General features: G+C 48.2%; 19 protein-coding genes. 10 read left to right on the top strand and 9 right to left on the bottom strand.

Going from position 1 to position 26,442, the window contains the following annotated elements; translation table 11 throughout:
• Positions 1-133: 133 nt before the first annotated feature.
• Positions 134-2,548, bottom strand: coding sequence for a ribonuclease R (rnr, locus tag C5O19_RS23840; RefSeq protein ID WP_104715879.1), 2,415 nt, complete (start codon positions 2,546-2,548; stop codon positions 134-136).
• 221 nt (positions 2,549-2,769) lie between these two features.
• Between rnr and C5O19_RS23835 the strand changes: the two genes are divergently transcribed.
• The 3 genes from C5O19_RS23835 (at position 2,770) to C5O19_RS23825 (ending at position 5,353) form a co-directional block, all read left to right on the top strand.
• Complete coding sequence (locus tag C5O19_RS23835; RefSeq protein WP_104715878.1) at positions 2,770-3,801, top strand: rod shape-determining protein; 1,032 nt, start codon at positions 2,770-2,772, stop codon at positions 3,799-3,801.
• A gap of 123 nt (positions 3,802-3,924) precedes the next feature.
• Complete coding sequence (gene mreC / locus C5O19_RS23830) at positions 3,925-4,767, top strand: rod shape-determining protein MreC (protein ID WP_104715877.1); 843 nt, start codon at positions 3,925-3,927, stop codon at positions 4,765-4,767.
• Between the two features lie 82 nt (positions 4,768-4,849).
• Positions 4,850-5,353 carry a hypothetical protein gene (locus tag C5O19_RS23825; RefSeq protein WP_104715876.1) on the top strand — a complete coding sequence of 168 codons (504 nt, stop codon included), beginning with the start codon at positions 4,850-4,852 and terminating at the stop codon, positions 5,351-5,353.
• Between the two features lie 60 nt (positions 5,354-5,413).
• Here C5O19_RS23825 and C5O19_RS23820 read toward each other — a convergent pair whose 3' ends face one another.
• From C5O19_RS23820 to C5O19_RS23810, 3 genes are all read right to left on the bottom strand, one after another.
• Positions 5,414-9,367 carry a S8 family serine peptidase gene (locus C5O19_RS23820; protein ID WP_104715875.1) on the bottom strand — a complete coding sequence of 1,318 codons (3,954 nt, stop codon included), beginning with the start codon at positions 9,365-9,367 and terminating at the stop codon, positions 5,414-5,416.
• Positions 9,368-9,584: 217 nt separating this feature from the next.
• Entirely contained in the window at positions 9,585-10,475 is an 891-nt protein-coding gene (gene tatC / locus C5O19_RS23815; RefSeq protein ID WP_094808130.1) for a twin-arginine translocase subunit TatC, read from the bottom strand.
• 162 nt (positions 10,476-10,637) lie between these two features.
• Positions 10,638-11,933 carry a serine hydroxymethyltransferase gene (locus C5O19_RS23810; protein WP_094808131.1) on the bottom strand — a complete coding sequence of 432 codons (1,296 nt, stop codon included), beginning with the start codon at positions 11,931-11,933 and terminating at the stop codon, positions 10,638-10,640.
• 296 nt (positions 11,934-12,229) lie between these two features.
• Here C5O19_RS23810 and C5O19_RS23805 point away from each other — a divergent pair, with 296 nt between their 5' ends.
• The gene (locus C5O19_RS23805; protein ID WP_104715960.1) at positions 12,230-13,189 is read left to right on the top strand and encodes an MlaD family protein; all 960 of its coding nucleotides are present in this window, start codon (positions 12,230-12,232) and stop codon (positions 13,187-13,189) included.
• Positions 13,190-13,297: 108 nt separating this feature from the next.
• Here C5O19_RS23805 and rdgB read toward each other — a convergent pair whose 3' ends face one another.
• From rdgB to C5O19_RS23790, 3 genes are read right to left on the bottom strand one after another with little or no spacing between them, the layout of a single operon-like run.
• Positions 13,298-13,867: an RdgB/HAM1 family non-canonical purine NTP pyrophosphatase gene (rdgB, locus tag C5O19_RS23800; protein ID WP_104715959.1), complete on the bottom strand. Its 570-nt coding sequence runs from the start codon at positions 13,865-13,867 to the stop codon at positions 13,298-13,300.
• Positions 13,868-13,872: 5 nt separating this feature from the next.
• On the bottom strand, positions 13,873-14,574 hold the full coding sequence (locus tag C5O19_RS23795) for a L,D-transpeptidase family protein (protein ID WP_104715874.1): 702 nt from the start codon (positions 14,572-14,574) through the stop codon (positions 13,873-13,875).
• Positions 14,575-14,622: 48 nt separating this feature from the next.
• A complete protein-coding gene (locus C5O19_RS23790) occupies positions 14,623-16,737 on the bottom strand; it encodes a protein-disulfide reductase DsbD family protein (RefSeq protein ID WP_104715873.1) in 2,115 nt (704 codons plus the stop codon).
• Positions 16,738-17,022: 285 nt separating this feature from the next.
• Here C5O19_RS23790 and C5O19_RS23785 point away from each other — a divergent pair, with 285 nt between their 5' ends.
• The 3 genes from C5O19_RS23785 (at position 17,023) to C5O19_RS23775 (ending at position 20,321) form a co-directional block, all read left to right on the top strand.
• The gene (locus C5O19_RS23785; protein ID WP_104715872.1) at positions 17,023-17,796 is read left to right on the top strand and encodes a TerC family protein; all 774 of its coding nucleotides are present in this window, start codon (positions 17,023-17,025) and stop codon (positions 17,794-17,796) included.
• 180 nt (positions 17,797-17,976) lie between these two features.
• On the top strand, positions 17,977-19,449 hold the full coding sequence (locus tag C5O19_RS23780; RefSeq protein ID WP_104715871.1) for an amino acid permease: 1,473 nt from the start codon (positions 17,977-17,979) through the stop codon (positions 19,447-19,449).
• Between the two features lie 248 nt (positions 19,450-19,697).
• Entirely contained in the window at positions 19,698-20,321 is a 624-nt protein-coding gene (locus C5O19_RS23775) for a thioredoxin family protein (protein WP_104715958.1), read from the top strand.
• A 71-nt stretch (positions 20,322-20,392) separates the two neighbouring features.
• Here the strand turns inward: C5O19_RS23775 and C5O19_RS23770 are convergent, their stop codons facing one another.
• Positions 20,393-21,103, bottom strand: coding sequence for an outer membrane beta-barrel protein (locus tag C5O19_RS23770; protein ID WP_104715870.1), 711 nt, complete (start codon positions 21,101-21,103; stop codon positions 20,393-20,395).
• A 164-nt stretch (positions 21,104-21,267) separates the two neighbouring features.
• On the opposite strand from C5O19_RS23770, the gene C5O19_RS23765 reads away from it, so the two are divergent.
• Together C5O19_RS23765 and C5O19_RS23760 are read left to right on the top strand one after the other, a co-directional pair.
• Complete coding sequence (locus tag C5O19_RS23765) at positions 21,268-21,867, top strand: 5-formyltetrahydrofolate cyclo-ligase (protein ID WP_104715869.1); 600 nt, start codon at positions 21,268-21,270, stop codon at positions 21,865-21,867.
• A gap of 306 nt (positions 21,868-22,173) precedes the next feature.
• Positions 22,174-23,166: an aspartate-semialdehyde dehydrogenase gene (locus tag C5O19_RS23760; RefSeq protein WP_104715868.1), complete on the top strand. Its 993-nt coding sequence runs from the start codon at positions 22,174-22,176 to the stop codon at positions 23,164-23,166.
• 91 nt (positions 23,167-23,257) lie between these two features.
• On the opposite strand, the gene C5O19_RS23755 is transcribed toward C5O19_RS23760, so the two are convergent.
• Entirely contained in the window at positions 23,258-24,175 is a 918-nt protein-coding gene (locus tag C5O19_RS23755) for a hypothetical protein (protein WP_104715867.1), read from the bottom strand.
• Positions 24,176-24,384: 209 nt separating this feature from the next.
• Between C5O19_RS23755 and uvrB the strand changes: the two genes are divergently transcribed.
• A complete protein-coding gene (gene uvrB / locus C5O19_RS23750; RefSeq protein ID WP_104715957.1) occupies positions 24,385-26,400 on the top strand; it encodes an excinuclease ABC subunit UvrB in 2,016 nt (671 codons plus the stop codon).
• Positions 26,401-26,442 lie beyond the last annotated feature (42 nt).

The following is a 26,442-nucleotide window of genomic DNA, read 5'->3' as shown; positions in this document are numbered from 1 at the left end:
GTCTATTTAAAATCTATTACTAGAACGAATTAAGGTACAAAAAATTTGCTGGAAAGCGGGCAGGATAGCGACGAAAAAAGAAAAGACATACTACCCAGGGCAGTATGTCTTTCGAACGGTGATGGATGCACTACTAACGTCGCTTGCGACCTTTAGTTTCCGACTTCCCACTATTGCCATTTCTACGGCTGCTGTCATTACCCCGGGATGAAGATTTTCTTCCACCTCCGCTTCGGTTCTCATTACGTCCCGATCGACCCGTGGATCTGGGCAGGGGTTTCATCCGTGGAGCTTCCCCCGTACTCATAATGCCTAGCAACTCCAGATCAATCGTACGGCGGCTCAGGTTTGCTTCCTTCACTTTTACCTGTACCATATCTCCAAAGTTGATGATCCGGCCTGATCGCTGTCCGATGAGTCGGTAGTTAGCTTCGTCGAGTTCGTAATAATCGTCTTTCAGTTCACTCAGGCGTACCATGCCTTCGCTGGCCGTTTCCTTGATTTCCACAAACACCCCAAACTCCGTTACGCCGGAAACCATACCCGTGAACACTTCGCCTTCACGCGTCTGCATGAATTCGACCTGTTTGTATTTGATACTGGCCCGTTCGGCTTCGGCAGCCATTTTCTCCCGCTCGGAGCTGTGTTTGCAGCGACCTTCAAATTCATTCTTATTGGGCGATTCCTTGCCATCCAAGTAGTGCTGGAGCAGCCGGTGAGCCATCATATCCGGGTACCGGCGAATCGGCGAGGTAAAGTGCGAGTAGTGCGAGAAAGCCAATCCAAAGTGACCAATTTCCTCGGTGGAATACCGGGCTTTGGCCATCGTCCGAATCGCCAGATTTTCCATCAGGTTTTGTTCGGGCTTGCCTTCTACGGCCGTCATCATGTTGTTGAGCGAACTGGAAATATTACCCTCTACATTCACCTGATACCCGAAACGCAGGGCAAAATCCGCAAAGGTTTTCAGCCGATCTTTATCGGGAGCTTCGTGAATTCGGTAGACCATCGTATTCCGGGGTTCTTCTTTCCGCAGGTTGAAAACAAATTCAGCGACGCGTTTATTCGCCAGCAGCATGAACTCTTCAATCAACTTGTGAGCATCTTTCCGGACTTTTTGATAGACTTCCAGCGGCTTACCATTCTCGTCTAAGCGGAATTTAACTTCAACGGTTTCAAAATTAACCGCACCTTTCCGAAAGCGTTCGTCCCGAAGTTTCTTGGCCAGATCGTTCAGCACGTGCAGGTGCTGGGTGAAATTCGTAGTAGGTGGAAGGGCGGTTGCCTTTTTCTTCCGTCCTTTCGCCGGCTCTTGGGGCTGCATTTCTGCCTCCGTATCGGGCGTAACTTGCGTTTCCAGTAACTCCTGAGCTTCTTCGTAGCTAAAGCGGCGGTCGGAGTGAATAATGGTGCGACCAAACCATTCTTCTTTAATCCGGGCCTGGTTGTCGAGTTCAAATACCGCTGAGAACGTCAGCTTATCTTCATTCGGACGTAGCGAGCATAGATTATTCGAAAGCTTTTCAGGAAGCATCGGTACCGTACGATCTACTAAATACACCGAAGTAGCTCGCATGTACGCTTCTTTTTCCAGCTCCGTATTCGGCTGGATATAGTGGGTTACGTCAGCGATGTGTACCCCAACGCGGATATTTCCGTTATCCAGATACTCGATGGAGAGAGCATCATCAAAATCCTTGGCATCGGCCGGGTCAATTGTAAATGTCGTAATGGGGCGGAAGTCCCGACGCTTCTTGATTTCTTTAACCTGAATTTTCTCTGAGATCGCATTCGCTTCGGCATCTACCTGAGCGGGGAATTCATTGGGCAAGCCGAATTCCGCCAGAATCGCGTGCATTTCCGTATCGTTATCTCCCGCATCGCCTAATACGATTTTAACCTTTCCTTCCGCTCTTTGCCCTTCAGCAGGAAATTTGGTAATCTCTACGATCACTTTTTGTCCATCCTGAACGCCATTAAAATCTTCACTGCGGACAAAGAAACTGTTATAAACGCGACGATTATCTGGGTAAACAAAGCCGTACTTCGGGCTCATCTGTTCGAAAGTACCTACCAATTCCTTACGGATTCGCTGAACGACTTCAAGCACTTCGCCTTCGGGACGGTAGTTCGAACGCCGGCTCCCTTTCCAGACGGAAATCTTCACCTGGTCTCCATCCAGAGCCGTATTTAAATTTTCAGTAGGCACGTACACATCGGCTTCGCCTTCCTGAGCGTTATCTAAAACAACAAATCCAAAATTTTTATTGACGTGTTCAAGCCGTCCTGTACGGAATTTTAAGCCCGTATCTATCTGATACTTACCGTTTTCAAGTAGTAGCTTTCCATCCTCGTGCAACTCCTCGATCATCAGGCGATAAATCTCCCGAAGGGATTTTCCCCGTACATCCATTCGATCGCACAACTCAGAAATTGTAAAAGACTCGTTGTAATTAATATCAAAAAAAGAGTGAATTTCGGCCTTTAGTTGAGTGATAAAGCGTTCTTCTTTCGAGGCAGTATGTTTTTCTTTGGAATTCTTTTTCATGTAAAAATATTGTTACGTATTGATTAACAGATGGTTGAGTGAATTGGTTCTGCGTTGAAAATAAAGCACATACGGATTGGAAATACCTATACACGTAGCAAAGAACAACTAATTACGTTGTACGATTTAAAAAATCTTTCGCGGGCTATTCTGCGATAGATTCTCTAATTTTGCACATTCCTAAGAATTGAAACCAAAAAACTGACGCTCAGAGGCTTCCAATGGCATTATTCGATTTTCTAACCAGCGACATAGCGATCGATTTGGGCACGGCCAATACGCTCATTATTCATAAAGGCAAAATAGTAGTAGACGAACCTTCTATTATCGCCCTCGATAAAACTAGTGGTAAAGTACTTGCCATTGGCCACCGGGCCATGCAAATGCACGAAAAAACCAACGAAAACATCAAAACGATTCGGCCTTTGAAGGACGGCGTAATTGCTGACTTTACGGCCGCCGAGCTGATGATTCGGGGGATGATTAAAATGATTGACGAACGTAAGGGGCTACGTTTCTTCACTCCTTCACACCGGATGGTCGTTTGTATTCCTTCCGGCATTACAGAGGTGGAAAAACGAGCTGTAAAAGATTCGTGCGAGCATGCCGGTGCCAAGGAAGTATACATGGTACATGAGCCTATTGCGGCCGCTCTGGGTATCGGTATCGACATCCAGCAGCCCAACGGTTCCATGATTGTGGACATCGGAGGAGGTACAACTGAGATCGCCGTGATCGCTCTTTCCGGTATCGTCTGCGAAGCGTCGGTACGCATTGCCGGTGACGTATTCACCCGTGATATTGTGGATTACATGCGACGCGAACACAACCTGTTGATCGGGGAGCGTTCGGCGGAGCTGATCAAGATTGAAGTAGGAGCAGCGTTGCCCGAATTGGAAAACCCACCTGCCGATTTCGAAATCCGCGGTCGGGATTTGATGACGGGTATTCCCAAAGAAATCAAGGTAACGTATTCGGAGATTGCCTACGCACTCGACAAATCGATTTCCAAGATTGAAGAAGCCACGATGAAAGCCTTGGAAACGTCACCGCCAGAGCTTTCGGCGGATATTTATCACAACGGTATTCACCTGACGGGTGGCGGTGCCCTGCTGCACGGTCTGGATAAACGTTTAGGTGCGAAAACGAAACTTCCCATTCACATCGCCGATGATCCACTACGGGCTGTCGTACGGGGTACGGGCGAAGTGCTGAAAGATCTGGATAAGTACAAAGCTGTGCTTATTAGCTAGAAGAGCGATTAAAGTATAGAGCGAATAGATGACGGAGAGTAGAAGTTAGCATGGCTAATATTCTAGGCTCTGTCATCTATTCGCTGTTCTCTATCGTCTCTTTGTAATCCGCTGTCTTATTCTATGAATTCGCTATTTGCCTTTATCGCCCGGCAGCGGGCCTTTATCGTATTCGTTTTGCTGGAAGTGTTGAGCTTGTGGTTTTACTTCAAGTTCAATAATTACCCGAGTGCCATCTATTTTCATACGACCAACTATTACGTAGCGAAAGGACTTCAACTCCAGGCATCGATTACCCAATATTTAAATCTGGGTCAAGTAAATGCGGGTTTAGCCGCAGAAAATGCCCGACTGAATGCAGAGTTGACTACGCTGAAAGGCCAGCAGGTTCCTACGATCATCAATTACAAAGCGGATTCTACGGTAGCAGCCCGTTTTCAACCCATCGTAGCCAAGGTGGTGAAAAACTCTATTGTCGTTGCTCAGAATAACTATCTGACGCTCGATAAAGGCACGGCCGATGGTATCTTACCGGGTATGGGGGTTGTTTCACCCACAGGCGTAGTCGGAATCATTAGAGGCTGTTCAGAACACTTCTCACTGGTTACCTCATTATTGCACCTGGATCCGCCCATGCGAATTTCTTCTCAGGTAAAACGTAGCGGAGAAATCGGTTCCAGTCGCTGGGAGGGAGATAATACAGAAGTCGTTAAGTTATTCGATGTATCACGGTATAAGTCGGTGAAAATGGGCGATACGGTAGTAACCTCCCAACTGAACTCAGTATTCCCCGGTGGTATCATGGTAGGAACAGTGAAGAAACTGGGGGTTAGCTCAGATCAGACCTTCTGGGATATTGATCTGAAATTAGCCACGGATTTTCGTAATTTGTCTTACGTGTACATCATCAACAACCGCCTTCAGAAAGAGCAGGAACAGTTAGAAAAAACTATCCAGGCAAAATAAGACTTTCAAACGGAGGGATTTTCGTTGAATGAACCCATCACTAGCTAAAAGCCCCCAGCTGATAGCTAACAGCCAGTGATCAATGAATCGGAATTTTTTTAGTAGTGCTCTTTGGGTACTTGTTTATTTACTGCTTCAGGTCTTCTTTTTCCGCAGCATGATTCTTTTCGATCATGCCTTTTGCTTTGTATACATTGCCAGTACCCTTTCGCTGCCCTTCGATACGCCTCAGACGCGGGTTCTGTTTTTGGCCTTCGCAACCGGTTTATTTGTAGATTTTTTCTACAATACCTTAGGTTTACACGCGGCCTGTACCGTCTTTCTGGCCTTCATACGACCGGCTATTTTGCGTTTGCTGACCCCAGCTCGGGGGTACGAAGAACGAAACGAACCTACACTGGCCGTAATGAATCTCTGGTGGGTGATTCGATATACCTTTATCGCCGCTCTGATTCACCATACGCTTTTATTTGGTCTGGAAGCACTGAGTCTGGCTCTACTGATACCGACGTTAATTAAGATCATTACTAGTACGTTATACTCGACGTTTGTAATGGTGACCTTGCAATTTTTTCGCGGGAAATAAGGCTTATCCCCACAAAAAAAGCTCCCTGCCAAACAGGGAGCTTTTTTTGTGTTACAGCATTTAGTTTTTAATAAACCGTTTGCTGACGATTCGCTGGCCATCTGAAATCTGAACCAGATACAGGCCCGGAGCCCAGTGCGTTACATCGACGTCGGTTTGATAGAGATTCCCTTCAACGGTTAGGCTCTTCGAGAAGATCAACTTACCATCGCTGCTATACATGCGGGCGGTGGCTTGTTGAAGACCAACGGCCTGATAGGTAATGCGAATACGTTCCTGAGCGGGGTTGGGCTGTAGCGTAAAAATAAATTGCGTTTGCTCGGGAGCAATGGCGGTAATGGTTACCGTCGTAGGCTCGGAGGTGGCCGTACATCCCGCGGCATTTTTGGTTTGTACGGTGTACGACCCAGACTGTCCCACCAGATAATTTTGGCTGGTTGCTCCGGTAATCAAGGTACCATCGCGATACCATTGATAAGCCACTGCTTGAGAAGAGGTAAGTTTGAGTTCTTCCCGGCCAATGGTTGGGACCGAAACGGCCTGTAGCTGAACACTAGTGGGCGACGATGTAGTTTCACACCCCGAAGCTTCGGATACACGAACGGTGTAATTGCCGGCCTGTGTGACCGTAACCGTAGCTCCGGTAGCTCCCGAAATAGGCTGATTCTCGCGGTACCACTGGTACACGAAACCCGTACCCGTGTTGGCTTGTAAAGTCAATGAACTGTTCTGGCAAAGCGTAGCATTCGCTCCGGCCGTAATTTGGGCGGGCGAAGTCACGGTGCCCGCCGTAATGGGAATGGCCAAACGACTACTCGTACATCCGTTTGCCCGTACGCTCAAATCATACAGATAGTAGTAGTAGGTGTTGGCAGCCGAACCGGCCGTATTTCCAGTAATGGAAAAGACGTTAGAAAGGGAGAAGGGATAGGGCTTCGTACTACTGCTCAGGTTTCGGTAAATCGTAGCTCCGTTCGCGTAAGAAATCTGAATCTGGTAATCACCTGCCTCGGGCAAGGTCAGGTTCAACGGATAAACTGCTCCGGTATCGTTAGGATCGTCAGTAGTGGCTCCGGCGGCGGCTGGATTTCGGGTAGCCGTCACATCCAAAGTCACGCTAGAGACATTCCTTCCGGCCGCATTGACGGCTGTAAACGTAATTTTCCCGGAGTTGCCAATGTACAGTCGGGCACTTTCCAGCACAACCGGAACCTCCGCCCGTACCGTTAGGGCGGGTGAAAACTGGTTATATCCACCTCCCGCAAAAACCGATTTAGTCGCGGGTCCTATCTTACTTCTAAATTCGTTCAGGCTTACATATACCGTTCCGGACGCGGGTTTCTGTTCCAGTGAAGTAGCATTTCCAATGGCGATTAGATTACCGCCGCTGGGAGCATCATACCAGAAGGCCGTACCCGTGGCTGTATTCCGAAGCGTCACTTTCCCATCAGTACCGCACGTTTGAGCCGTCGCTTGTGGAGCGATGACGGCCGCGGTCGTACGGGTTTGGGTAAGGGCATTGTTGGTATTCAGCTGATCTCCTTCCAATTCCGTACGTACTATAATCGTATAGCTTTTATTGGCTGTAGCCGTAAAGTCGCTGGTAAGCCAGACATTTTTTTGTTGAAAAGCATTGAGACTAACCTGTCCCCGCAACGTAGCAACGACCGTAGTGCCATCACTGATCTGTGCCGTAACGGGTACGTTCGCTTGAGCTTCGGTACCAAAGTTCTGCACCGCTACCTGAAGAGCGATACCGCCATTCGGGCAAAAATTATTTTCCGGAGAAAGTAACGCCGTTACGCCCGCGTCCCGGGCGGGTTTTACTACTTTGAGCTGGTATTCCTGCGTTTGGCCGGCCGTATAATTGCCGCAGGCCGTAGGGGCGGTGGTGCCTTCCCGGCTAATGATGCGTAGCGGAATAAGTTGTCCTACACGAACCGTAGACGGAATCGTGAGGGAACCGTTGAATACACCTCCACTGGTTAAGGTAGCAGACGTTGCCAGTGTTTCATTGTTATCGTCAAAATCGCCGTCGAGATTCCAGTCCGCAAACATCCGAATCGTTTTCTGCGTGTTTTGGCCATTGCAGTTGGCTACCGAAATTTCATACGTAAGAGTTTGTCCCACTGAAATTTCAGCGACCTGATCCGTGTAGACCTGATTACTACCACAGCCATCGGGCAGGTTACGGCTGAAGTTTCCGAAAACAACCTTACTGATTTTACTAACGTTGGTAGTAGTCGCCAGAGCCGAACAATAGGCAGTACCACCCATGCCACTCATCAATAGGCTATACGCCTGGGTACCGCCCTGCAAATTGTTTTTATGCGTGACTGTTACGGTATAGATCCGACCGGGAACGGGATTGGCGATGTAGATTTTCTCCACATTATCCAGAATATTGTCGCCCGTAGTAGCTGCCTGCGTAGGGTTATTGGGATCGAGTATATAGGGCTGGTAAGTGGTCGTACCATCGGAAATCCGAATATCTAAATCATTGACCAGCCGGGGTGTACGACTATTTAAAGCCGATGGACCGATGGCGACTGGCGTAGCTTCGGGGTCAATCCAGGTAATGGTAACGGTTAGTGGACCACGACCCGAGGCGATTACCTGCTGCGTATACGTTTGGCCGGAAGTGAGCTGACGTTCCGCTACCGAATGGCTTTTATCCGTATTTAGCAGTACCATCGCGGCCTTTTCTGCATTGAGTAATCCCCAACCAAAACTATAATCCGGACCAGGATTTCCGGCGTCTTCAGCCGTATGAATAACCAGCCCTTTTAGCGTCGATGAACGCATGAACTGATTATCATTGAGTTGCCCGTATAATTCCTGCAATAAAAACAGACTACCCGATACGTTGGGCGAAGCCATCGACGTACCGGATAAGGTTGTATAGGCATCGGTTGCCGTGGAAGTGGAGGAGAGCAGACCTACGCCATCGCCCATAATATCGGGTTTAATACGGCCATCATCGGTAGGACCGGAGCTACTAAACGAAGCCTGTTGAATATCGGAAGCCTGATTGATGCCATTGGGAAGACCACCTACGGCTCCGACGGTGAGAATATTCTTAGCCGTACTATACGTCGGAATATTATCGAATGCTCCATTGCTCTTGCGTACTTTCGTACTGGTGGTCGAACCCGAACCTAGGTTGTACGAAGCTCCATCGACGGGTTTATTGACGCCTGCGGCATCCCGTGAATTTCCGGCTGAAAAACAGATGAGGTAATTCGGAGTATTAACGGCCAGCTTGTCGAGCGACTGGGCTTTCGAATCGTAGTAACCGAACTTGTAATCTTCCGTTTCGCTGACGGCGTCGCTACCGTACCAACGCCAAGTTGTACCGTCTTCGTCCAGATCCCAACCCGCCAGTTGTCCGTAGGAGTGGTTGGAGATAAGCAGACCCGAGGCGGCCCCCGTAATTTCTGAAAGATCATTGGTAAAGTCCCAGGCTCGTAGCGAAGCCCCCGTCGCCATTCCCTTCGCCGCCGGATTCACACCCGAAGCGATCATCGTACCCGATACGTGAGTAGCGTGAGCATTGGCCGTTGTTGCGTTATCTACCTGGGTTACTCTCCCGGCTAGTTCTACGTGATCTGAACGCACGGCACCACCATCCCAGATACCCAGACGTCCACTCATCCGACTGCTACCGCCAGTCAGGTTAAGGCCCAGACTTCCGCCCGTTTGCAGTGTATTGGTACGCGTAGTGGCGGCAGCAACTACGTTTGAAAAGGTACTCAAGTAGATGGGTTCTCCCAGCGCATCCAGTCCCTGCAATTTCACGCGTCGACCATTGGCGTACATTCGCTCGATGAACCAGCCCCGTTTCTGAGCGAAGCTTAGGGCTTTGGTATACGACTGTTGTTCCGCATCCGCTACCTGACGAGCGGATTTTTCGAGTTGTTTGGTGGTGGTATTCGTATATAAAGAAATGGGCTTCTGAGCCCATACCCAGGGTAAGGCAAAGAAGCTTAAGCCAAGCAATACAAGTTTTTTCATATCCGGTCAGGAAGTCGGTTCTACTATGAATACGCCGTTCAATCAGCGGGCGTTGCGTAAGGTGATGAGCAAGCGGATGTGGATAAGACTCGTGGGTGGAAAAAGGTAAAGTGGGGTAGAGGGTTATCGTTTAGAGATCCTAAAAAACGTATCCAATAAAATACATAAAAAAAGCCTTCGACCTACATCGAAGGCTTTTTTTATGTATGAGAATACCTTATTGATTGTTACGGAAACGCATCTCGTTTTCTTCGGCAATTTCGCTGGCTAACCGAGCTTTTTCCCGCTTGTTATTGACCCGAGCCGAAACGAAAATACTGATTTCGTAGAGCAGGAGCAGTGGAGCCGTTACCAGCAACTGGCTAAAGATATCCGGCGAGGGCGTAATAATTGCTGCGATAATCAGAATCACGATGAACGCGTGCTTCCGGTATTCCCGCATGAATTTGGGCGTCATTACGCCTACTTGCGAGAGTACGAAGATGATCATCGGCAATTGGAACGTGAGTCCGCAGGCCAATACCATCATCACAAGTAAGCTCACGTACGAGGAAATATCCACCTGGTTTTCAATGGATTCGTCGATCTTAAAGTCAGCCAGGAAGTTGATTGCCAGCGGACTGACTACGTAATAGCCAAAAAGTACACCGCAGAAAAACAGGAAGGTTACCCAGAATACGGCTCCACGCGAGGCACTGACTTCGACGTCGCGTAAACCGGGTCTGATGAATCGCCAGAGTTCCCAAAAGGCGTACGGAAAAGCCAGCGATAAACCAATGAAAAAGGAATACGTAATAGCCATCATAAACTGACCCGTCATCTCCCGGTTAATCAGGATAAAGTCAATTTTTTTGACGCATAAATCAGGAGCACTTACTACTTCGGCGAATTCACAAAGTTTACGGTAAGTCCAGAAATCGGGGCGACTGGGAGCTAGAATAACGCCATTCCACAGTTCGGTTTTAAAAACGAAAGCTAAAACGGTAAAAATGATAATTGCTGCGAGTGCCCGGATGATGTGCCAGCGAAGTTCCTCCAAATGTTCAATGAAGGTCATTTCGCCGCCGCCTTCTTCCTCTTGTTCGTCCCAGTGTTGATCCAGAGGCATTGTATCTTCGTTAGTAGGTGTAATGATCAAATGTAAACAGGTTCGTATGGTTACGCAAAACGGACCACCTCTATAAACGTAAAGATCGTTTGAAGCAGTTTGTTTGAAGAAACTTCAAAGCCTTCTCAACTGTTTCAAACGATCTTCACACGTAAGCTGATTTTAACGGTACAGCGGGAAGTTTTCCGTCCAAGCGTTTACTTTTTTCTTCACTTCGGCCAGATAGCTGTCGTTGTCATTATGAGTGAGTACGTCATCGATCCACTCCACAATTTGCAGCATATCATTTTCTTTCAGACCACGCGTCGTCATAGCCGCCGTACCTACCCGCATACCGGAAGTTACGAAGGGTGACTTGTCGTCGAAGGGGACCATGTTTTTGTTAACCGTAATGTCAGCTTTGATCAGCGTGTTTTCGGCCAGCTTACCTGTCCAGCCTTTCGGACGCAGGTCAATCAGCATGAGGTGGTTGTCCGTGCCGCCGGAGCTAATTTGGTATCCTTTATCGATGAAAGCCTGAGCCATCACCTGAGCGTTTTTCTTTACTTGAAGAGCGTATTCGCCGAATTCTTCCGTCAAAGCTTCACCAAAGGCTACGGCTTTTGCTGCGATTACGTGTTCCAGCGGACCACCCTGCGTACCAGGGAATACCGCTGAATCCAGCAGACTCGTCATCGTACGAAGTTCACCTTTGGGCGACTTGATACCGAAGGGATTTTCGAAATCTTTTCCAACCAGAATCAGACCACCCCGGGGACCACGCAGCGTTTTGTGCGTCGTCGTCGTTACGATGTGGCAATGGTCCATCGGATTGTTCAGCAGGCCTTTGGCAATCAGGGCCGAGGGGTGCGAAATATCAGCCAGCAATAAAGCACCAATCTGATCGGCAATGGCTCGCAGACGAACGTAATCCCAATCACGCGAGTACGCCGAAGCTCCGCAAATCAACAGACGGGGACGTTCCCGTAATGCAATTTCTTCTACTTTATCCCAGTCAATCAGACCCGTCTCCTGTTCTACACCGTAGAAGAAGGGCTGGAAATATTTTCCGGAAAAGTTAACCGGCGAACCGTGCGAAAGGTGACCACCGTGGGCCAGGCTAAAGCCTAAAATTTTATCACCGGGATTCAGGAACGAAAGGAAAACAGCAGCGTTCGCCTGTGCTCCGGAGTGCGGTTGTACGTTCGCCCAGCTAGCTCCGAACAATTCTTTCGCCCGATCAATAGCGAGTTGTTCAACCTGATCAACGACTTCGCATCCGCCGTAGTAACGTTTACCGGGCAGACCTTCAGCGTATTTATTCGTCAGAACACTTCCCTGAGCTTCCATCACCTGCTTAGAGGTAAAGTTTTCGGAAGCAATCAGTTCGATGCCGTATTCCTGGCGATGAGCTTCTTTCTCAATGAGATCGAAAAGTTGGGTGTCGCGTTCAATGCGGGAAGCGGTGACCGTTGACATGGGCAAAAAAGCTGGTTGTAAAAAGATGAGTCTATTAGCTAAAAAATTAGCTGAAAGTCAGCCAATTGTCCTTCTTGAGAACCAAGAAGGATAGCGAAAGACAAAGGTACACCGGAAAGCTAAGCTTGCCAAATACCCGTGGGTTTCTTGCGGCTGGCTCAGTGTTTTTATAAACACGTTCTGCAATTTCCCGCTTATCGGCTACTTTTGGGAGTTTTCTGTCGGAATAGTCAGCCTTATAGCGTTCGAACCTTCAACAACGCCTGACTATTGTTTACTGAACATTGAAAAAAGCCATGTCTAAAGAAATTAAGGTTGGATTGATGACCCTCGTCTCGGGCGTCATTTTATATTTCGGATTTAACTTTCTAAAGGGTTCCGATTTGTTCTCCACTTCCCGCGATTTTTACGCTCTCTATGATAGTGTAGACGGTCTGACGGCCTCTAATCAGGTAATGCTGAACGGTGTAGCCGTAGGTCGGGTAAAGGAAACCCGCATTCTTACCGATCGGAATAATAAAATTCTGGTGGTTTTGACCCTGGATCAGGAAATTCCGCTGACGAACAATACCGTAGCCGCCTTGGGGGATAATGGATTGATTGGTGGAAAAGTCATTCAGCTCCAAATTGGCAAGGGTACGGCGATTGTTCCTGGTGATACCCTGAAGTCGTCCAAACAGGCAGGTCTGACGGCGGCGTTACAGGATAAAGCCTTGCCCATCATGACAGATGCGGATTCGCTGATTCGTAACCTGAACGTAGTCGTTTCCCGCTTTAAACAAACGGGCGACGTACTGAATCAACTGCTTTCCAATGTGGATCAGACGGGTTTAGCATTGCGGGCGACACTCAACGAAAACCGGAAAAATCTTTCTTCCATCACGGGGAATTTGAATCGGCTTTCGGCTCAGCTGGTTGAGACGGAGAAAAGTATTCAGCCCATTATGGCCAAAGCCAATACGTTTGCCGATTCACTCAATGCATTACGTTTGGGTCAGACGGTAGCCAAGGCCAACCAGACCGTAGCCGAATTGCAGGCGATGTTACAGAGTGTACAAAATGGTCAGGGTACGGCAGGAAAGCTTTTGAAGGACGATCAGTTGTATACCAACATGAACCAGTCTATCAAAGATCTGGATAAACTGCTGGTGGACTTACGCCAGCAACCCAAACGGTACGTACACTTCTCCGTATTTGGGGGCGGTAAAAAGAAAAATAAGGCCGCGGGTGATACGCTGGGCAATGGAGAAAAGTAGGTAGAGCAATACGGCTTATCCCTTTCATCCGTATTAACAAAGGCGGCAAGAATCTATTCTTGCCGCCTTTGTTATGAGCTAACCTAAGATTAGGACTACTGAAAATCGCTACTGATTCAAAAACTCCACCATCTTCGCAACCGCCCGAGTTCGGTGATTGATGGCGTTTTTCTCGGCAACACTCATTTGGGCGAAACTGCGGTCGTAGCCTTCGGGTACGAAAATAGGATCGTAGCCAAACCCATGCTCACCCTGCGGAGCTTCCAGAATGGTTCCTTCCACAATTCCTTCAAACTGATAGATTTCTTCCTGAATGATGAGCGTAATCACCGTACGGAAACGAGCCGAGCGATCGGTAACGCCCTGTAATTGCGTCAGTACTTTCTGCATATTAGCCTGAGCATCCCGCGAACCGGAGTAAAAAGCCGAGTCAACGCCGGGTTCGCCTTGAAGGGCTGTGATCTCCAGTCCGGTATCATCGCCGAAGCAATCAACCTGGTAATAATCGGCCAGATACTTGGTTTTTTGCAGCGAATTAGCCTCCAGCGTACGACCGGTTTCGGGTAATTCCTCGGTACAGCCAATGTCAGCCAGGGTTAAAAGCTGAATGGAGGGAGAGAGAAAAGCCTGTATTTCTTCGAGCTTATGACGGTTGTTGGTAGCAACTACTAATTTCATTTCAGTCATTCGGGTAAAGCGTATAAACGTTTTAAGCGGTCGTAATCCGGCTCCGGCATCTGAATCAATAACGGTTTTTTTGCCGGATCAAGCCAGCGTAAAAGTGATAGCATATCAGTCTCGGTCATGGCTGTACAGCCTGCCGTACCGTGCGTAGGATTTTCCCAAAGGTGCATAAAAATACAGGAACCTGCACCCGCTTGCGGTGAATCGGTATTGTAAGCAAGTACCAGGCCGTACTTGTAATCAGGGATAAACAGGCGTTCCGCCGATGTCCAGTCTTTACGTACGGAATCGGTATGAACGAGTTGATTGTAATGCCGGGAACGGGCATCGTCCACGCAGAAACAGGAACGATTGGTTTGCACATACGGCCAGTGGAGAGCAGCGGGTTTGGGTTCTGTACCAAAAGCTGTACCCAGTCGGAAGATACCGGCGGGGGCTTTTTCATCGCTTTCCTGTTTATGCGGGGGCGAAGCCAGCGGGTGTTTACGATCCCAGGCTAGTCCATTTTTTCCTACGACAATAGCCTGAGGGGGTCGTGCTTGCTTCCATTGGTGCTGAATCTGCTTCCATTCGTAAGTACGCAATGTTCCGGTTACGCTGGTCAACGTAGGCGTCGTTACAACGAGCAATTGCTGCGTATCTAGCGTTTGGGCCTGTACGGTGATGCTCCAGATCTGTAATAGAAAAACGAGTTTTCGCATGCAATACACAAGAAAAAGGCCATTCGCTAGTGACGAATGGCCCGTATATTATTTCTGAAATTTCGCTTTCCCTTCATCCAGGTACTTCACAAACGTTTCCACATTGGGTTCGTAGGCGACAGCTTTTACCAGGGGCTGTGCATCATTGTTCGGATCAATGAGTACGTAGAGGGGCTGAGCGTTGAAATTGTACTTGGCAATCTCAAAATCCAGGTTCTGATCGCCGATAGTCGTTTTCTGTTTGCCATCTACTTTTGACGTGTAGTGCTCGCTTTCGGGCAGCTCCGTTTTGTCATCCACGTAGAGCGAAACAATGATGTAATCTTCCCGGAGCCGTTTCAGTACCTCCGGTTGACTCCAGACGGTTTCCTCCATCTTCCGGCAGTTTACGCAACCGTGACCCGTAAAGTCAATAAAGATGGGTTTGCCCACCTGCTTGGCGTAGGCGAGGCCTTCTTTATAATCGAAAAAGCCTTCCAGTCCGTGGGGCAATTTGAAGAAGCTCACGTATTTCCGATCAGCCGGAAGTGTACCCGCCGAAGCTGGTGTACTGCTGGTGGGCGTATTATGGTGCAGGTTAAACTCCTGAGAAGTTTCCGGAGGTAACAAACCCGAAAGTGGTTTCAGCGGAGCCCCGAACAAGCCGGGTACCAGATAGACCGCAAACGAGAAAATAACAATCGCAAACAACACCCGGGGAATCGAAACCCGATCTACTGGACTATCGTGCGACATCAGTACTTTGCCAATCAGGTTCAATCCCATCAGCGTGAAAATGACAATCCAGAGCGAAAGGTATACTTCCCGGTTCAACAGGCCCCAGTGGTAGGTCTGATCGGGTACGCTCAGGAATTTCAGCGCAATGGCTAATTCCAGAAAACCTAACTGCACTTTCAGCGTGTTCAGCCAGCCGCCGGATTTAGGCATGGTTTTCAGGAAGCTGGGAATAAACGCAGCCACTACGAAAGGTAAAGCGAAGGCCGTTCCAAAGCTGATGTTCAGCAAGGCCGAATCCCAGATACTACCACTCGCCGCGAGAATGGCCGCCGTACCTACAATCGGAGCCGTACAGGAGAACGAAACCAGAGCCTGAGCAAAGGCCATAAAGAAAATACCACCCCAGCCACCTTTGTCGGCCTGAGCGTCTACTTTATTCACAAAGGCACTCGGTAAGGTCAGTTCAAACGCTCCCAAGAACGAAAGTGAGAACAGAACGAAAATCGTAAAAATGAATACGTTGGGTAACCAGTGCGTACTGATGAAGTTGGTAAAACCACTCCCAAACAGAGCAGAGATCAGCGTACCAAAGAAGGCAAAAATGAGAATGATCGATAAGCCGTAGAAGAGGGCTTTCGTAATTCCTTCCGCCCGCGAATCCACGCGTTTGGTAAACATGGCTACCGTCATCGGGATCATGGGGTATACGCAGGGCATGGCTACCGCTGCCAATCCGGCTAAAAAGGCCAGTACTAAATCGCCAAACGAAACGCCTTTGGCGGGTTTGTCAGCGGCGGGGTCGCTAGTAGGAGCAACCGCAGGAGCAGCACTTTCAACCGTATTCGTATCCGTTGCTATTGCCGTAGTAGCGGGGGTAGCCGTCGTCGTATCCTGAGCCGAAGCAGGGGTTGCTGGGGGCGTCGTAGCGGTGGTAGCCGGGGCCGTTTCGGTCGGGACAGCAGGGTTAGCGGCAGCAATTACTTTGAGTTTGCTCAAATTAAAGTCGCCATCATTGATGGGGATACATAAACCATCGTCCTGGCAAACCTGTCCACCAATGTTCCCTTCGAGTTTGGCTCCTTCCTTTAAAATCTTGACACTCTGGCGAAAGGTGGCTTTGCCTTCAAAAAAACGGACTTTCCCATCGAAAATCTCGTCCATTTTTTCCTTGGGCTTGCTCGTGGTCCGAAGTTTACCCACGGCTTCGTAGGCGTCATTTTTCTTGAGCTTAAGTATCGTGGGGAGGGGACCTACGTCCGGATCCTGATCGGGTGAGAAAATATGCCAGCCCTCATTCACGTCGGCTTCGACGAGAATATCGACGGTTTCACCCACTTTTACTTCATTTTTCGACAGGGAAAATTTCAGACTATAGGGTTTGACAACCTGAGCCTGAGCGGCCACGGCCGTCCATATCCAAAGACTGAGAACTACTAATTTTTTCATGAAGAAGCTTAAAAGCGTATAACGTTACGAATACGAAGGAATAGAGTGGCTATGCTCCGGGGGCTCTTCTGCATTCGTATCGCATCCGATGGTATCTGAATGATTCGGCAACGCAAAATAAGTCAGTATAGTTTAGTTTTAGGTATGCTCTAATCACGCATATGACGCAATTGGTAGCAAATAATTGCCGGTGGATCGCTTAAGAAAGAAGCTTTTCGGGCTTGATGCCGTAAATTTGCCTTGCGTAAGGGGCAACTCTCGCAATTTTCTCTTACAAAAACCATAATGGATTTTCTACACCAGTTATTCGGCAATGATCTGGAAGCGGCCGGGTTTGTGATTTTAAATTTGATCCTGATTGAAAGTTTACTTTCCGTAGACAATGCTGCTGTACTCGCCACGATGGTCATGGATCTTTCGCCGGACCAGCGCAAGAAAGCCCTCAAGTACGGAATCATTGGTGCCTATATCTTCCGGGGAATTTGTTTAGTTGCCGCTACCTGGCTAGTGAAAGTATGGTGGCTCAAGCCCATTGGCGGGCTGTATTTGCTGTATTTGTGCTTCAATTATTTCCTGAGTCGCGATAAGCCTCACGAAGAAGAACACATTGAAAAGAAGGATTCCTGGTTTTATCGCAACACCATTGGTTTACTGGGTAAATTCTGGGCAACAGTAGCGTTGGTGGAAGTGATGGATCTCGCTTTTTCAATCGACAACGTATTTGCGGCGGTGGCTTTTACCGACAATATCTATCTGATTTGTACGGGCGTTTTCATCGGAATCCTAGCCATGCGGTTTGTGGCTCAGTCATTCGTCCGACTTATGGAGCGTTTTCCGTTTCTGGAAGGGATTGCCTTTCTCGTCATCGGTTTGTTGGGTATGAAACTGATGTCTTCGGCGGCCTGTCACTTTTTCAAAGAAACGGCCATTTGTCACTTTATGGAAAGCGAAGAAGCGGATTTGTACGTATCCATTACTACGGTCGTTCTATTTGTAATCCCTATTTTAACTTCCTGGTTATTCAATTTTCCCAAACGACATACAGTGGCGGATGAATAAGAACCCGTCTATCTGAATTTCGTGACTTCAACCCTGATCATACGCAAGAAAGCATCCCTCAAAAATCAAGTATCGTTTGTGGCTAAGCTCTGTTTTTTTGCATATTTGACGAATAATATTTGTCGCTTCATTCACAAACCTAAACATCATTCTAAAATTTACTCCTAACGGAACATTTGTATGGCTAACATTTGGGTAAAGAAACCCCTGAAACAACTGTTGAACGAGGCCGAAGCCTCAGGCGAAGGTTCGCTCAAGCGGACCCTCTCGGCTGGAAACCTCGTGGCTTTGGGAATTGGTGCAATTATTGGAGCTGGACTCTTCGTACGTACGGCAGCGGCGGCGGCCGAAAGTGCAGGTCCATCGGTTACGATTTCATTTATTTTAGCCGCCGTGGGCTGTGCTCTGGCCGGTTTATGTTACGCTGAATTTGCTTCCATGATTCCCATTGCGGGATCTGCTTATACGTATTCGTACGCAACCATGGGTGAATTTGTGGCCTGGACGATTGGCTGGGATTTAGTACTCGAGTACGCGTTGGGAGCTGCCACGGTTTCCATTGCCTGGTCGGAATACCTGAATAAGCTCTTAGCGACTTTATTTGGCACCGAAATACCCTACCAGTGGTGCCATTCTCCCTTTCAGGTGTCAGAGCTGGGTACGCAGGGAATCATGAATATTCCTGCCGTATTCATCCTGTTCTGTCTAACCTTGCTGCTCATTCGCGGCGTACAGGAATCGGCTACCGTTAATGCCGTTATCGTCGTATTGAAAGTGGCGATTGTGATCCTGTTCATCGCTTTAGGCTGGCAGTACATCAACCCGGCCAACCACATGCCCTACATTCCTGAAGAAACCAAGGTAGTGGATGGAGCTGGCGTGTCCCATGACTTTGGCGGTTTCTGGGGGATTGTCGGAGGGGCCGGTACCGTGTTCTTCGCTTTCATTGGTTTTGATGCCGTGTCAACGGCCGCTCAGGAAGCAAAAAATCCGAGTCGGGATATGCCCATCGGTATTCTGGTTTCCCTGGTGGTTTGTACGATTCTGTATATTCTGTTTGGTCACGTACTGACGGGTGTTGCTCACTACAGCGAATTCCGGACGGCTGGTAAAGAAGCCTCGGTTGTATACGCCATCCAGAAATACATGCACGATTATCAGTGGTTGGGTACGATGATTACGGTAGCCATTCTAGCGGGTTTCTCTTCCGTAATTCTGGTGATGTTGCTGGGTCAGTCACGGGTATTCTACTCGATGGCTAATGACGGTCTGGTTCCGAAAGTATTCAGCCAACTGCACCCGAAATACCGCACGCCGTACCGCTCAAACCTTCTTTTCTTCGTCTTCGTAGGCATCTTCGCGGCTTTCGTGCCGGGTGATGTAGTAGGGGATATGACCAGTATCGGTACGTTGTTTGCCTTCGTTCTAGTATCAATTGGCGTGGTTATCATGCGTAAAACGGACCCGAATATCGAACGTCCTTTCAAAACACCTTTCTCGCCAGTCGTTCCGATTCTAGGTGCATTGACCTGTTTGCTGATGATCTACGGTTTAGGTCACGAAAACTGGATGCGTCTGATTGTCTGGATGGGTATCGGTCTGGTAATCTATTTCGGATACAGTGTTCGTCGCAGTAAACTGCAACGCAAATAAGTAGGATTGAAACGGGAAATCGAACCGTTTCATCCGAACAAAAATAAATGGGAGCGACGCAGATCATTCTGCGTCGCTCTTTTGTTATCCGGTTGAAAACCAAGTGTTCAAACCCGTTACACAAATAAATTCTGTTCACTATTCGTTATTCATCCGTACAAACACAATCTTGTACAACAAAACATCCGCCACTGTTTGCTTCGGCATCCTATTTTATGTATCTGACCACTATGAATACTATGTTACGTATGAAATCAATTGGGCTAATTTGGGCTCTCGTCTGGGCCTGGAACTTTGCAGGAGCAGCCGATAAACCTTTGGAGCAACGAGGATATAATATTGGGGAAGCCGTCGGCGACTTTCAGCTACGGAATGTGAATGGAAACACGGTACGTCTTTCAGACTTGAAAGCAAATAAAGGCGTAATCGTAGTTTTTACGACGAATCATTGTCCCTTTGCCAAAGCCTACGAAGACCGAATCATTGCTCTGGATATGAAGTACCGCTCGCAGGGATTTCCTGTCGTTGCCATCAATCCCAATGATCCGGCGGCCTACGAAGAAGATTCTTTTGAGAATATGAAAGCCCGGGCTTCGACCAAAGGGTATACCTTTCCGTATCTGCTCGATGATACCCAGAAAACGGCTAAAGCCTTCGGAGCTACCCGTACGCCACAAGTGTTTGTACTGCAGCGTCAGGGCGACAAATTCACCGTTCAGTACATTGGTACAATCGACGACAGCTCACAAGACCCTGGTAGCGTAACCCGACGGTACGTAGAAGATGCGGTGAATAATTTATTACAGGGAAAGCCCGTGATGTTAAACGTAACCAGACCCGTAGGCTGTGCCATTCAGTGGAAGGAAGCATAGGTAAACAAACCAACAAAAAGGCTCGCGACAAGCATCGCGAGCCTTTTTGTTGGAGCAAGAAATCAGAAAGCTTACAGGCGAATACCAAAGTTTACGGCACTTACCTGAGGCCCTTTGCCCGCTTCAAATACCTTATTCAAATCATATTCGGCGAATACCGTGCCTACACAACGGAAGCCTACGCTCATCCCTACGCCGTAACGGAAGTTATTCACAAAGTAGCGACCATGATCGCGGTCTTTGCTGCCCGACTGGGTTTTGGTTTTGGTATAGCTATCGAGTCGCATACCGGCATAGCCGCCTAAGCTAATGTGGCTCACGGCTCCTTTGCGGAATACGACCGTAGGCATAACGGGAATATTCAGATACGCGACGGTAAGTTTACTTTTAGCCAGGGGTACGTCAGAGTCCGTGAAAGCAACTTGTCCACCCGTAGTACTAATCACCCGGTTTCCTTCGAGCATAAAGTTATTCCAGCTTACTTCCAGACCCGTCTTCAACGCTAGGGCGGTCTTGGGTCCACTCACAATCCGGAAGCGGTGCATAGCACCCAGCGAAACAAAGCGGCTACCTAAGGGACGAAGCTCGTAACCATTGGTCGTTTGAGCATTTTTTCCGGCAAAGGTGTTGAGGCCTAGTGAAATTTCTAAGTCGCTTTTGTGAGCAGGTATCCAAGGTTTAGTCGTCGTGACGGGTAAAGTATCCGTACTGATTTGAGCAAAGGCGGATAAAGCAGCAGTAGATAAAGCGACAGTAGCGAAGGCAATCAATGAACGTTTCATGGCTATACAAGAATTAAGAGGTTCGTCAGTTGTTGGAAAGGAATCCGTATTTTCGAATTCAAAAAACAGATGAACGCCGCGAGCAGAAGGTGACGAAAACCCGTATGAAAGGAATTTTTTATGGAGGAAGGGTGAAAACAGCGGATGAATTCTAAAACGTAGCAATGACGAAAGCAGAAATACGACGGGAATTCCGGCAACGCCGACAGAAGCTGAGTGAAGCTGACCTACTTATCCACACTCGAGCGTTATCCAACGAGTTAATTCAATCGGATTTATTGAGAAATAGTAAGATTATACACGCCTTTTTGCCCATTCGTCGACAGAAGGAAGTGGACAACTATGTAGTTATTCACAATTTGCGTGAAAGTTATCCACATATCCACATTGCTGTTTCTCGATCCGACGCTCAGGCCCGTGAGATGGAGCACTATCGATATACGGATCAGACCGAAATCCTTGAAAATGAGTGGGGTATTCCGGAGCCCGTACCACAATTAGGGTTAAAAATTGCTCCTGAAGAACTGGATGCCGTATTAGTACCGCTCTTGGCTTTTGATCGACGAGGGTATCGAGTAGGGTATGGGATGGGCTTTTACGATCGTTTTCTGGCCCAGTGCCGACCAGATGTACTGAAAATAGGCCTTTCTTTCTTTGAACCGGTGGAAAGCATTATTGATGTGGATAACTTTGATATTCCCCTGACGGCTTGCGTTACGCCAAAGGGTATTTGGAGGTTTGAGCGAAGTAGAGAACTTTTATAAGTTGAGGTTCGTCAAAAGAAAAATAAAAAAATAAGGCTTCTGTTTTTTCAGTCTGTAAGAAACCCCTTACTTTGCGGCCAATTCGACAATTCGTCACAGTGAACACTAAGAAAATTAAATAGAACATTCGGAGTGAGCGGGGCCTCGACCCTCGTTTGCCAGAATTGTTTTGTCGGTTTTCTTCCCTTCACGGTGACGAATTTTTTTATGCCCATACCTCAACGCTGGCACGAAAATGGTTGTTGAGAATGAGCGGATTATAGACTCAGAATTCATTTTTCACCCTAATTTCTTTTTTACAAAACAATGAAAGTCGCTGTTGTTGGAGCCACCGGTCTTGTAGGTGGTGAGATGCTGAAAGTACTGGAAGAACGTAACTTCCCCATCACCGAACTCATCCCGGTCGCTTCCGAGCGGTCTGTTGGTAAAAAGGTGACCTTCAAGGGACAAGAATATACCGTAGTAAGTTTTGAGGACGCCATCGCTGCCAAGCCTGCCATTGCTATTTTTTCGGCGGGTGGTAGTACGTCATTGGAACTGGCTCCCAAGTTTGCCGAAGCTGGAATTTTCGTTATTGACAACTCTTCAGCCTGGCGGATGGACCCTACCAAAAAACTGGTAGTACCGGAGATCAACGCTCACACGCTGACGAAAGAAGATAAAATCATTGCCAATCCCAACTGCTCAACGATTCAGATGGTGGTGGTATTGAACCCCCTGCACCAGCAGTACAAAATCAAACGAGTAGTCGTTTCGACCTACCAGTCTGTTACGGGTACGGGTAAAGCTGCGGTAGATCAGTTGTTTGCCGAGCGTAAAGGCGATGACAGCGTGAAAAAAGTATATCCGCACCCCATCGACCTGAACGTACTGCCGCACATCGACGTATTCCTGGATAACGGTTATACGAAAGAAGAGATGAAGATGGTAAATGAAACCAAGAAAATCATGGGAGACGACTCCATCGCAGTAACGGCTACGACGGTACGTATTCCTACGATTGGCGGTCACTCGGAAGCCGTAAACATCGAGTTCGAAAACGATTTCGATCTGGAAGAAGTACGGGCTATCCTGGAAAAAGCTCCGGGCGTAGTCGTACAGGACGATCCGAAAAACCAGATTTACCCTATGCCGCTCACCGCTCACGGAAAAGACGATACCTTCGTGGGTCGTATCCGTCGGGATGAGTCGCAACCCAACACGCTCAACTTGTGGATTGTCGCTGACAACCTGCGGAAAGGTGCGGCTACGAACGCTGTTCAGATCGCTGAGTATCTGAATACGAACGAATTAGTATAACGTTTAAATTCGGATTATCAAACCCTGAAGGAATTCAGTGTAGATAGCCCCGGGTGAAACCGAGGCAACCGTACCAAAGAAAGCGAGCCGATTAGTACCGGTTCGCTTTCTTTTTTTGCTTGTAGCCTAAACGGTAATGATAGGAAAGATGGGTATTGGGTTTGGAATTAAAATACCCGAGGGTTACAGAAACGTTATGCTGATAATACTGATACGCAGCAACCAACTGACTAATGGTAAACCACCGGGAGGTGCCATAAGGAGCAGAGGAGGTTCCGATGCTGTACTTCATACTAAACGAACGATCTTTCGCTGGATCGGAGTTAAACACCATTTCTGTAGTAGCCGCAATAGTAAAAAGAGCAGGTTGGCGGGCAACAATCCAACGATCATACCCTGTACTATGGCCTGAATATTCTCTGCCTAAGCCGTTGTTAACGGTCTTTCTCGGGATGCGTTGACGGATTCTCGTTAATTCTCCGTACTCACGACTATACGCCATTTCAACGCCTAAAAACCGCCAATTTGTATTTCGCCCTAAAATGGCATTTAACTGAGCACTGCCGCGAAAGCCAAATCCATAAAATCCATAGTTACCCCGATAAATACTCGGTAACGGCTTATTAATGATATTACCTAAGGAATCTTTGGGGTATTCACTGAAAGAGCTATTGCCGATATAATATTGTCCCAAATATCCGAAAGCTCCATAGGAAATGGTCGCTGCATTCCAGCTATGGGCCCTACTAACCTGCAAAAGTCCTAGCCAATGACGATCTTGTGACTGGCCATTCTTAAATCCTTCGTGATATCCCTTTCCCCAAAGTGTTACGCCGCCCAAATAGGTTGCGGTATTCACACCGCTGTCCCGTGAGGCCAGCGGCTTAGGTTGATAAATTAGATCATGAGCATGTAGTCCGGCTCCCAAACGGTGATTGTAGATCGCCTGGCAGCTAAACAGGCAGGCAATAAAACAACAAAAAAAAACGATTCGGTAGAGATAAGACATGATGGATGTAGGCTAGGTTATAAAAGGAGTCGAAACTACGCGAAAGACCCTAAAAATTTCAAAATCGTTGGAATGGAAAGCATTTTTTAGACGTTACTGTCTGGATGGCCCCAACCTTCGGTTTCTGGTCATTTTTTAGTAGTTTCACTGATTCGAAACGGACCCACGTCCCTTCGGTTCATTCGCTTAACAAAGCCGCTCCGAACGCCATGAATTTTGAATTAACCTCTGAATACCAGCCCACGGGCGACCAACCCAAAGCCATTCAACAACTCATTGAAGGCATCCATCGGGATGAACCGGCCCAGGTACTCCTCGGGGTTACGGGATCGGGAAAGACCTTTACGGTAGCCAATGTGATCAAGGAGATTAATCGTCCTACCTTAATTCTTAGTCACAATAAAACGCTGGCGGCTCAGCTGTATGGGGAGTTCAAGCAATTCTTCCCAAATAACGCTGTCGAGTACTTCATTAGTTATTACGACTACTACCAGCCCGAAGCCTACATTGCTACGACCAATACATACATCGAAAAAGATCTGGCAATCAACCAGGAGATCGATAAGCTACGGCTTTCGGCAACCTCGGCTCTGATGTCCGGACGACGGGATGTGATTGTAGTGGCTTCGGTATCCTGTATCTATGGTATGGGAAACCCCGATGAGTTTCGTAGAAGCATCATGCGGGTGGGCGTCGGTGAAATCTATTCCCGAAATCAGTTTCTGTACCGACTGGTAGAAATTCTGTATTCACGAACGGAGGCTGAATTTACCCGGGGAACCTTCCGCGTAAAAGGAGATACGGTAGATGTACACCTTCCGTACGCGGAATTTGGATACCGCTTTGTGTTCTTTGGGGATGAAATTGAAGCCATTCACCGGATTAATCCGCAAACCGGAAAGAAAATCGGGGAAGAGAACCGGGTTTCTATTTTTCCTGCCAACCTGTTCGTAACCGGAAAAGACACGCTGGCCCGGGCCATGCACGAAATCCAGGACGATATGGTCGAGCAAATTAAATTCTTCGAGAAAGAATTTCGCTTGCAGGAAGCCGACCGAATCAAGCAACGTACGGAGTTTGACATGGAAATGATGCGGGAGCTGGGGTACTGTTCGGGAATTGAGAACTACTCGCGGTATTTCGACCGCCGCCTGCCCGGCCAGCGACCCTTCTGCTTGCTGGACTTCTTCCCGGAAGATTATTTGATGGTAATTGATGAAAGTCACGTAACCGTACCGCAGATTCGGGCGATGTGGGGCGGTGACCGCTCCCGCAAAGAAGCCCTGGTGGATTACGGATTCCGGTTGCCGAGTGCGCTGGATAACCGACCGCTGACTTTTCAGGAGTTTGAAGGTATGGCTCCGCAAACGATTTATGTATCTGCAACGCCCGCTGATTATGAGTTGCGGCGGAGTGAAGGGGTCGTCGTCGAGCAGATCATTCGGCCGACGGGATTATTGGATCCTGAAATTGAAGTACGGCCCAGTATCAATCAGATTGACGACTTGCTGGATGAAATCCACGACCGTATTCGCCGGGAAGAACGCGTACTGGTTACGACGCTTACGAAGCGGATGGCTGAAGAACTTTCCAAATATCTGGATCGGGTTGGCGTAAGGTGCCGGTATATTCACTCGGAAGTTAAAACCCTTGAGCGGGTGGAAATTCTTCGTGAGCTACGACTGGGAATCTTCGACGTACTGGTGGGAGTAAACTTACTTCGGGAAGGGCTGGATTTACCGGAAGTATCGCTGGTAGCCATTATGGATGCGGACAAGGAAGGATTCTTACGGGACATTCGTTCGCTGATCCAAACCATTGGCCGGGCCGCCCGGAATGACCGCGGTAAGGTGCTCATGTACGCTGATCGCATTACGGGTTCCATGGAAAAAGCCATCAATGAAACGTCGCGACGACGGGCCCTGCAAATGGAGTACAATGCCGACCACGGGATTACGCCGCGTACCGTTCGTAAGTCGAAAGAAGCCATCATGGAGCAAACCAGCGTGGCGGATGTGATGGGTAAACCAACGAAGAAATACTACGTGGAACCCCAGGAACTTTCGCTGGCCGCTGACCCGGTCATGGCGTACATGGACAAAGATGCCATCAACGAACGCATCAAGCAAGTACAAAAGGAAATGGAGCAGGCCGCCAAGGAGCTGGACTTCCTCAACGCTGCCAAACTTCGGGATGAAATGATGAGTTTGAAGAAGATGTTGTAAGTTTATACAATGCATAAAAGAGAAACGGCTCGGAAGTCTTAA

Source organism: Siphonobacter curvatus (genome assembly GCF_002943425.1).
In the GTDB taxonomy this organism is placed as follows: domain Bacteria; phylum Bacteroidota; class Bacteroidia; order Cytophagales; family Spirosomataceae; genus Siphonobacter; species Siphonobacter curvatus.
Note: the sequence above shows the minus strand (reverse complement) of the source record. Positions and strands in the feature narration are given on the sequence as shown.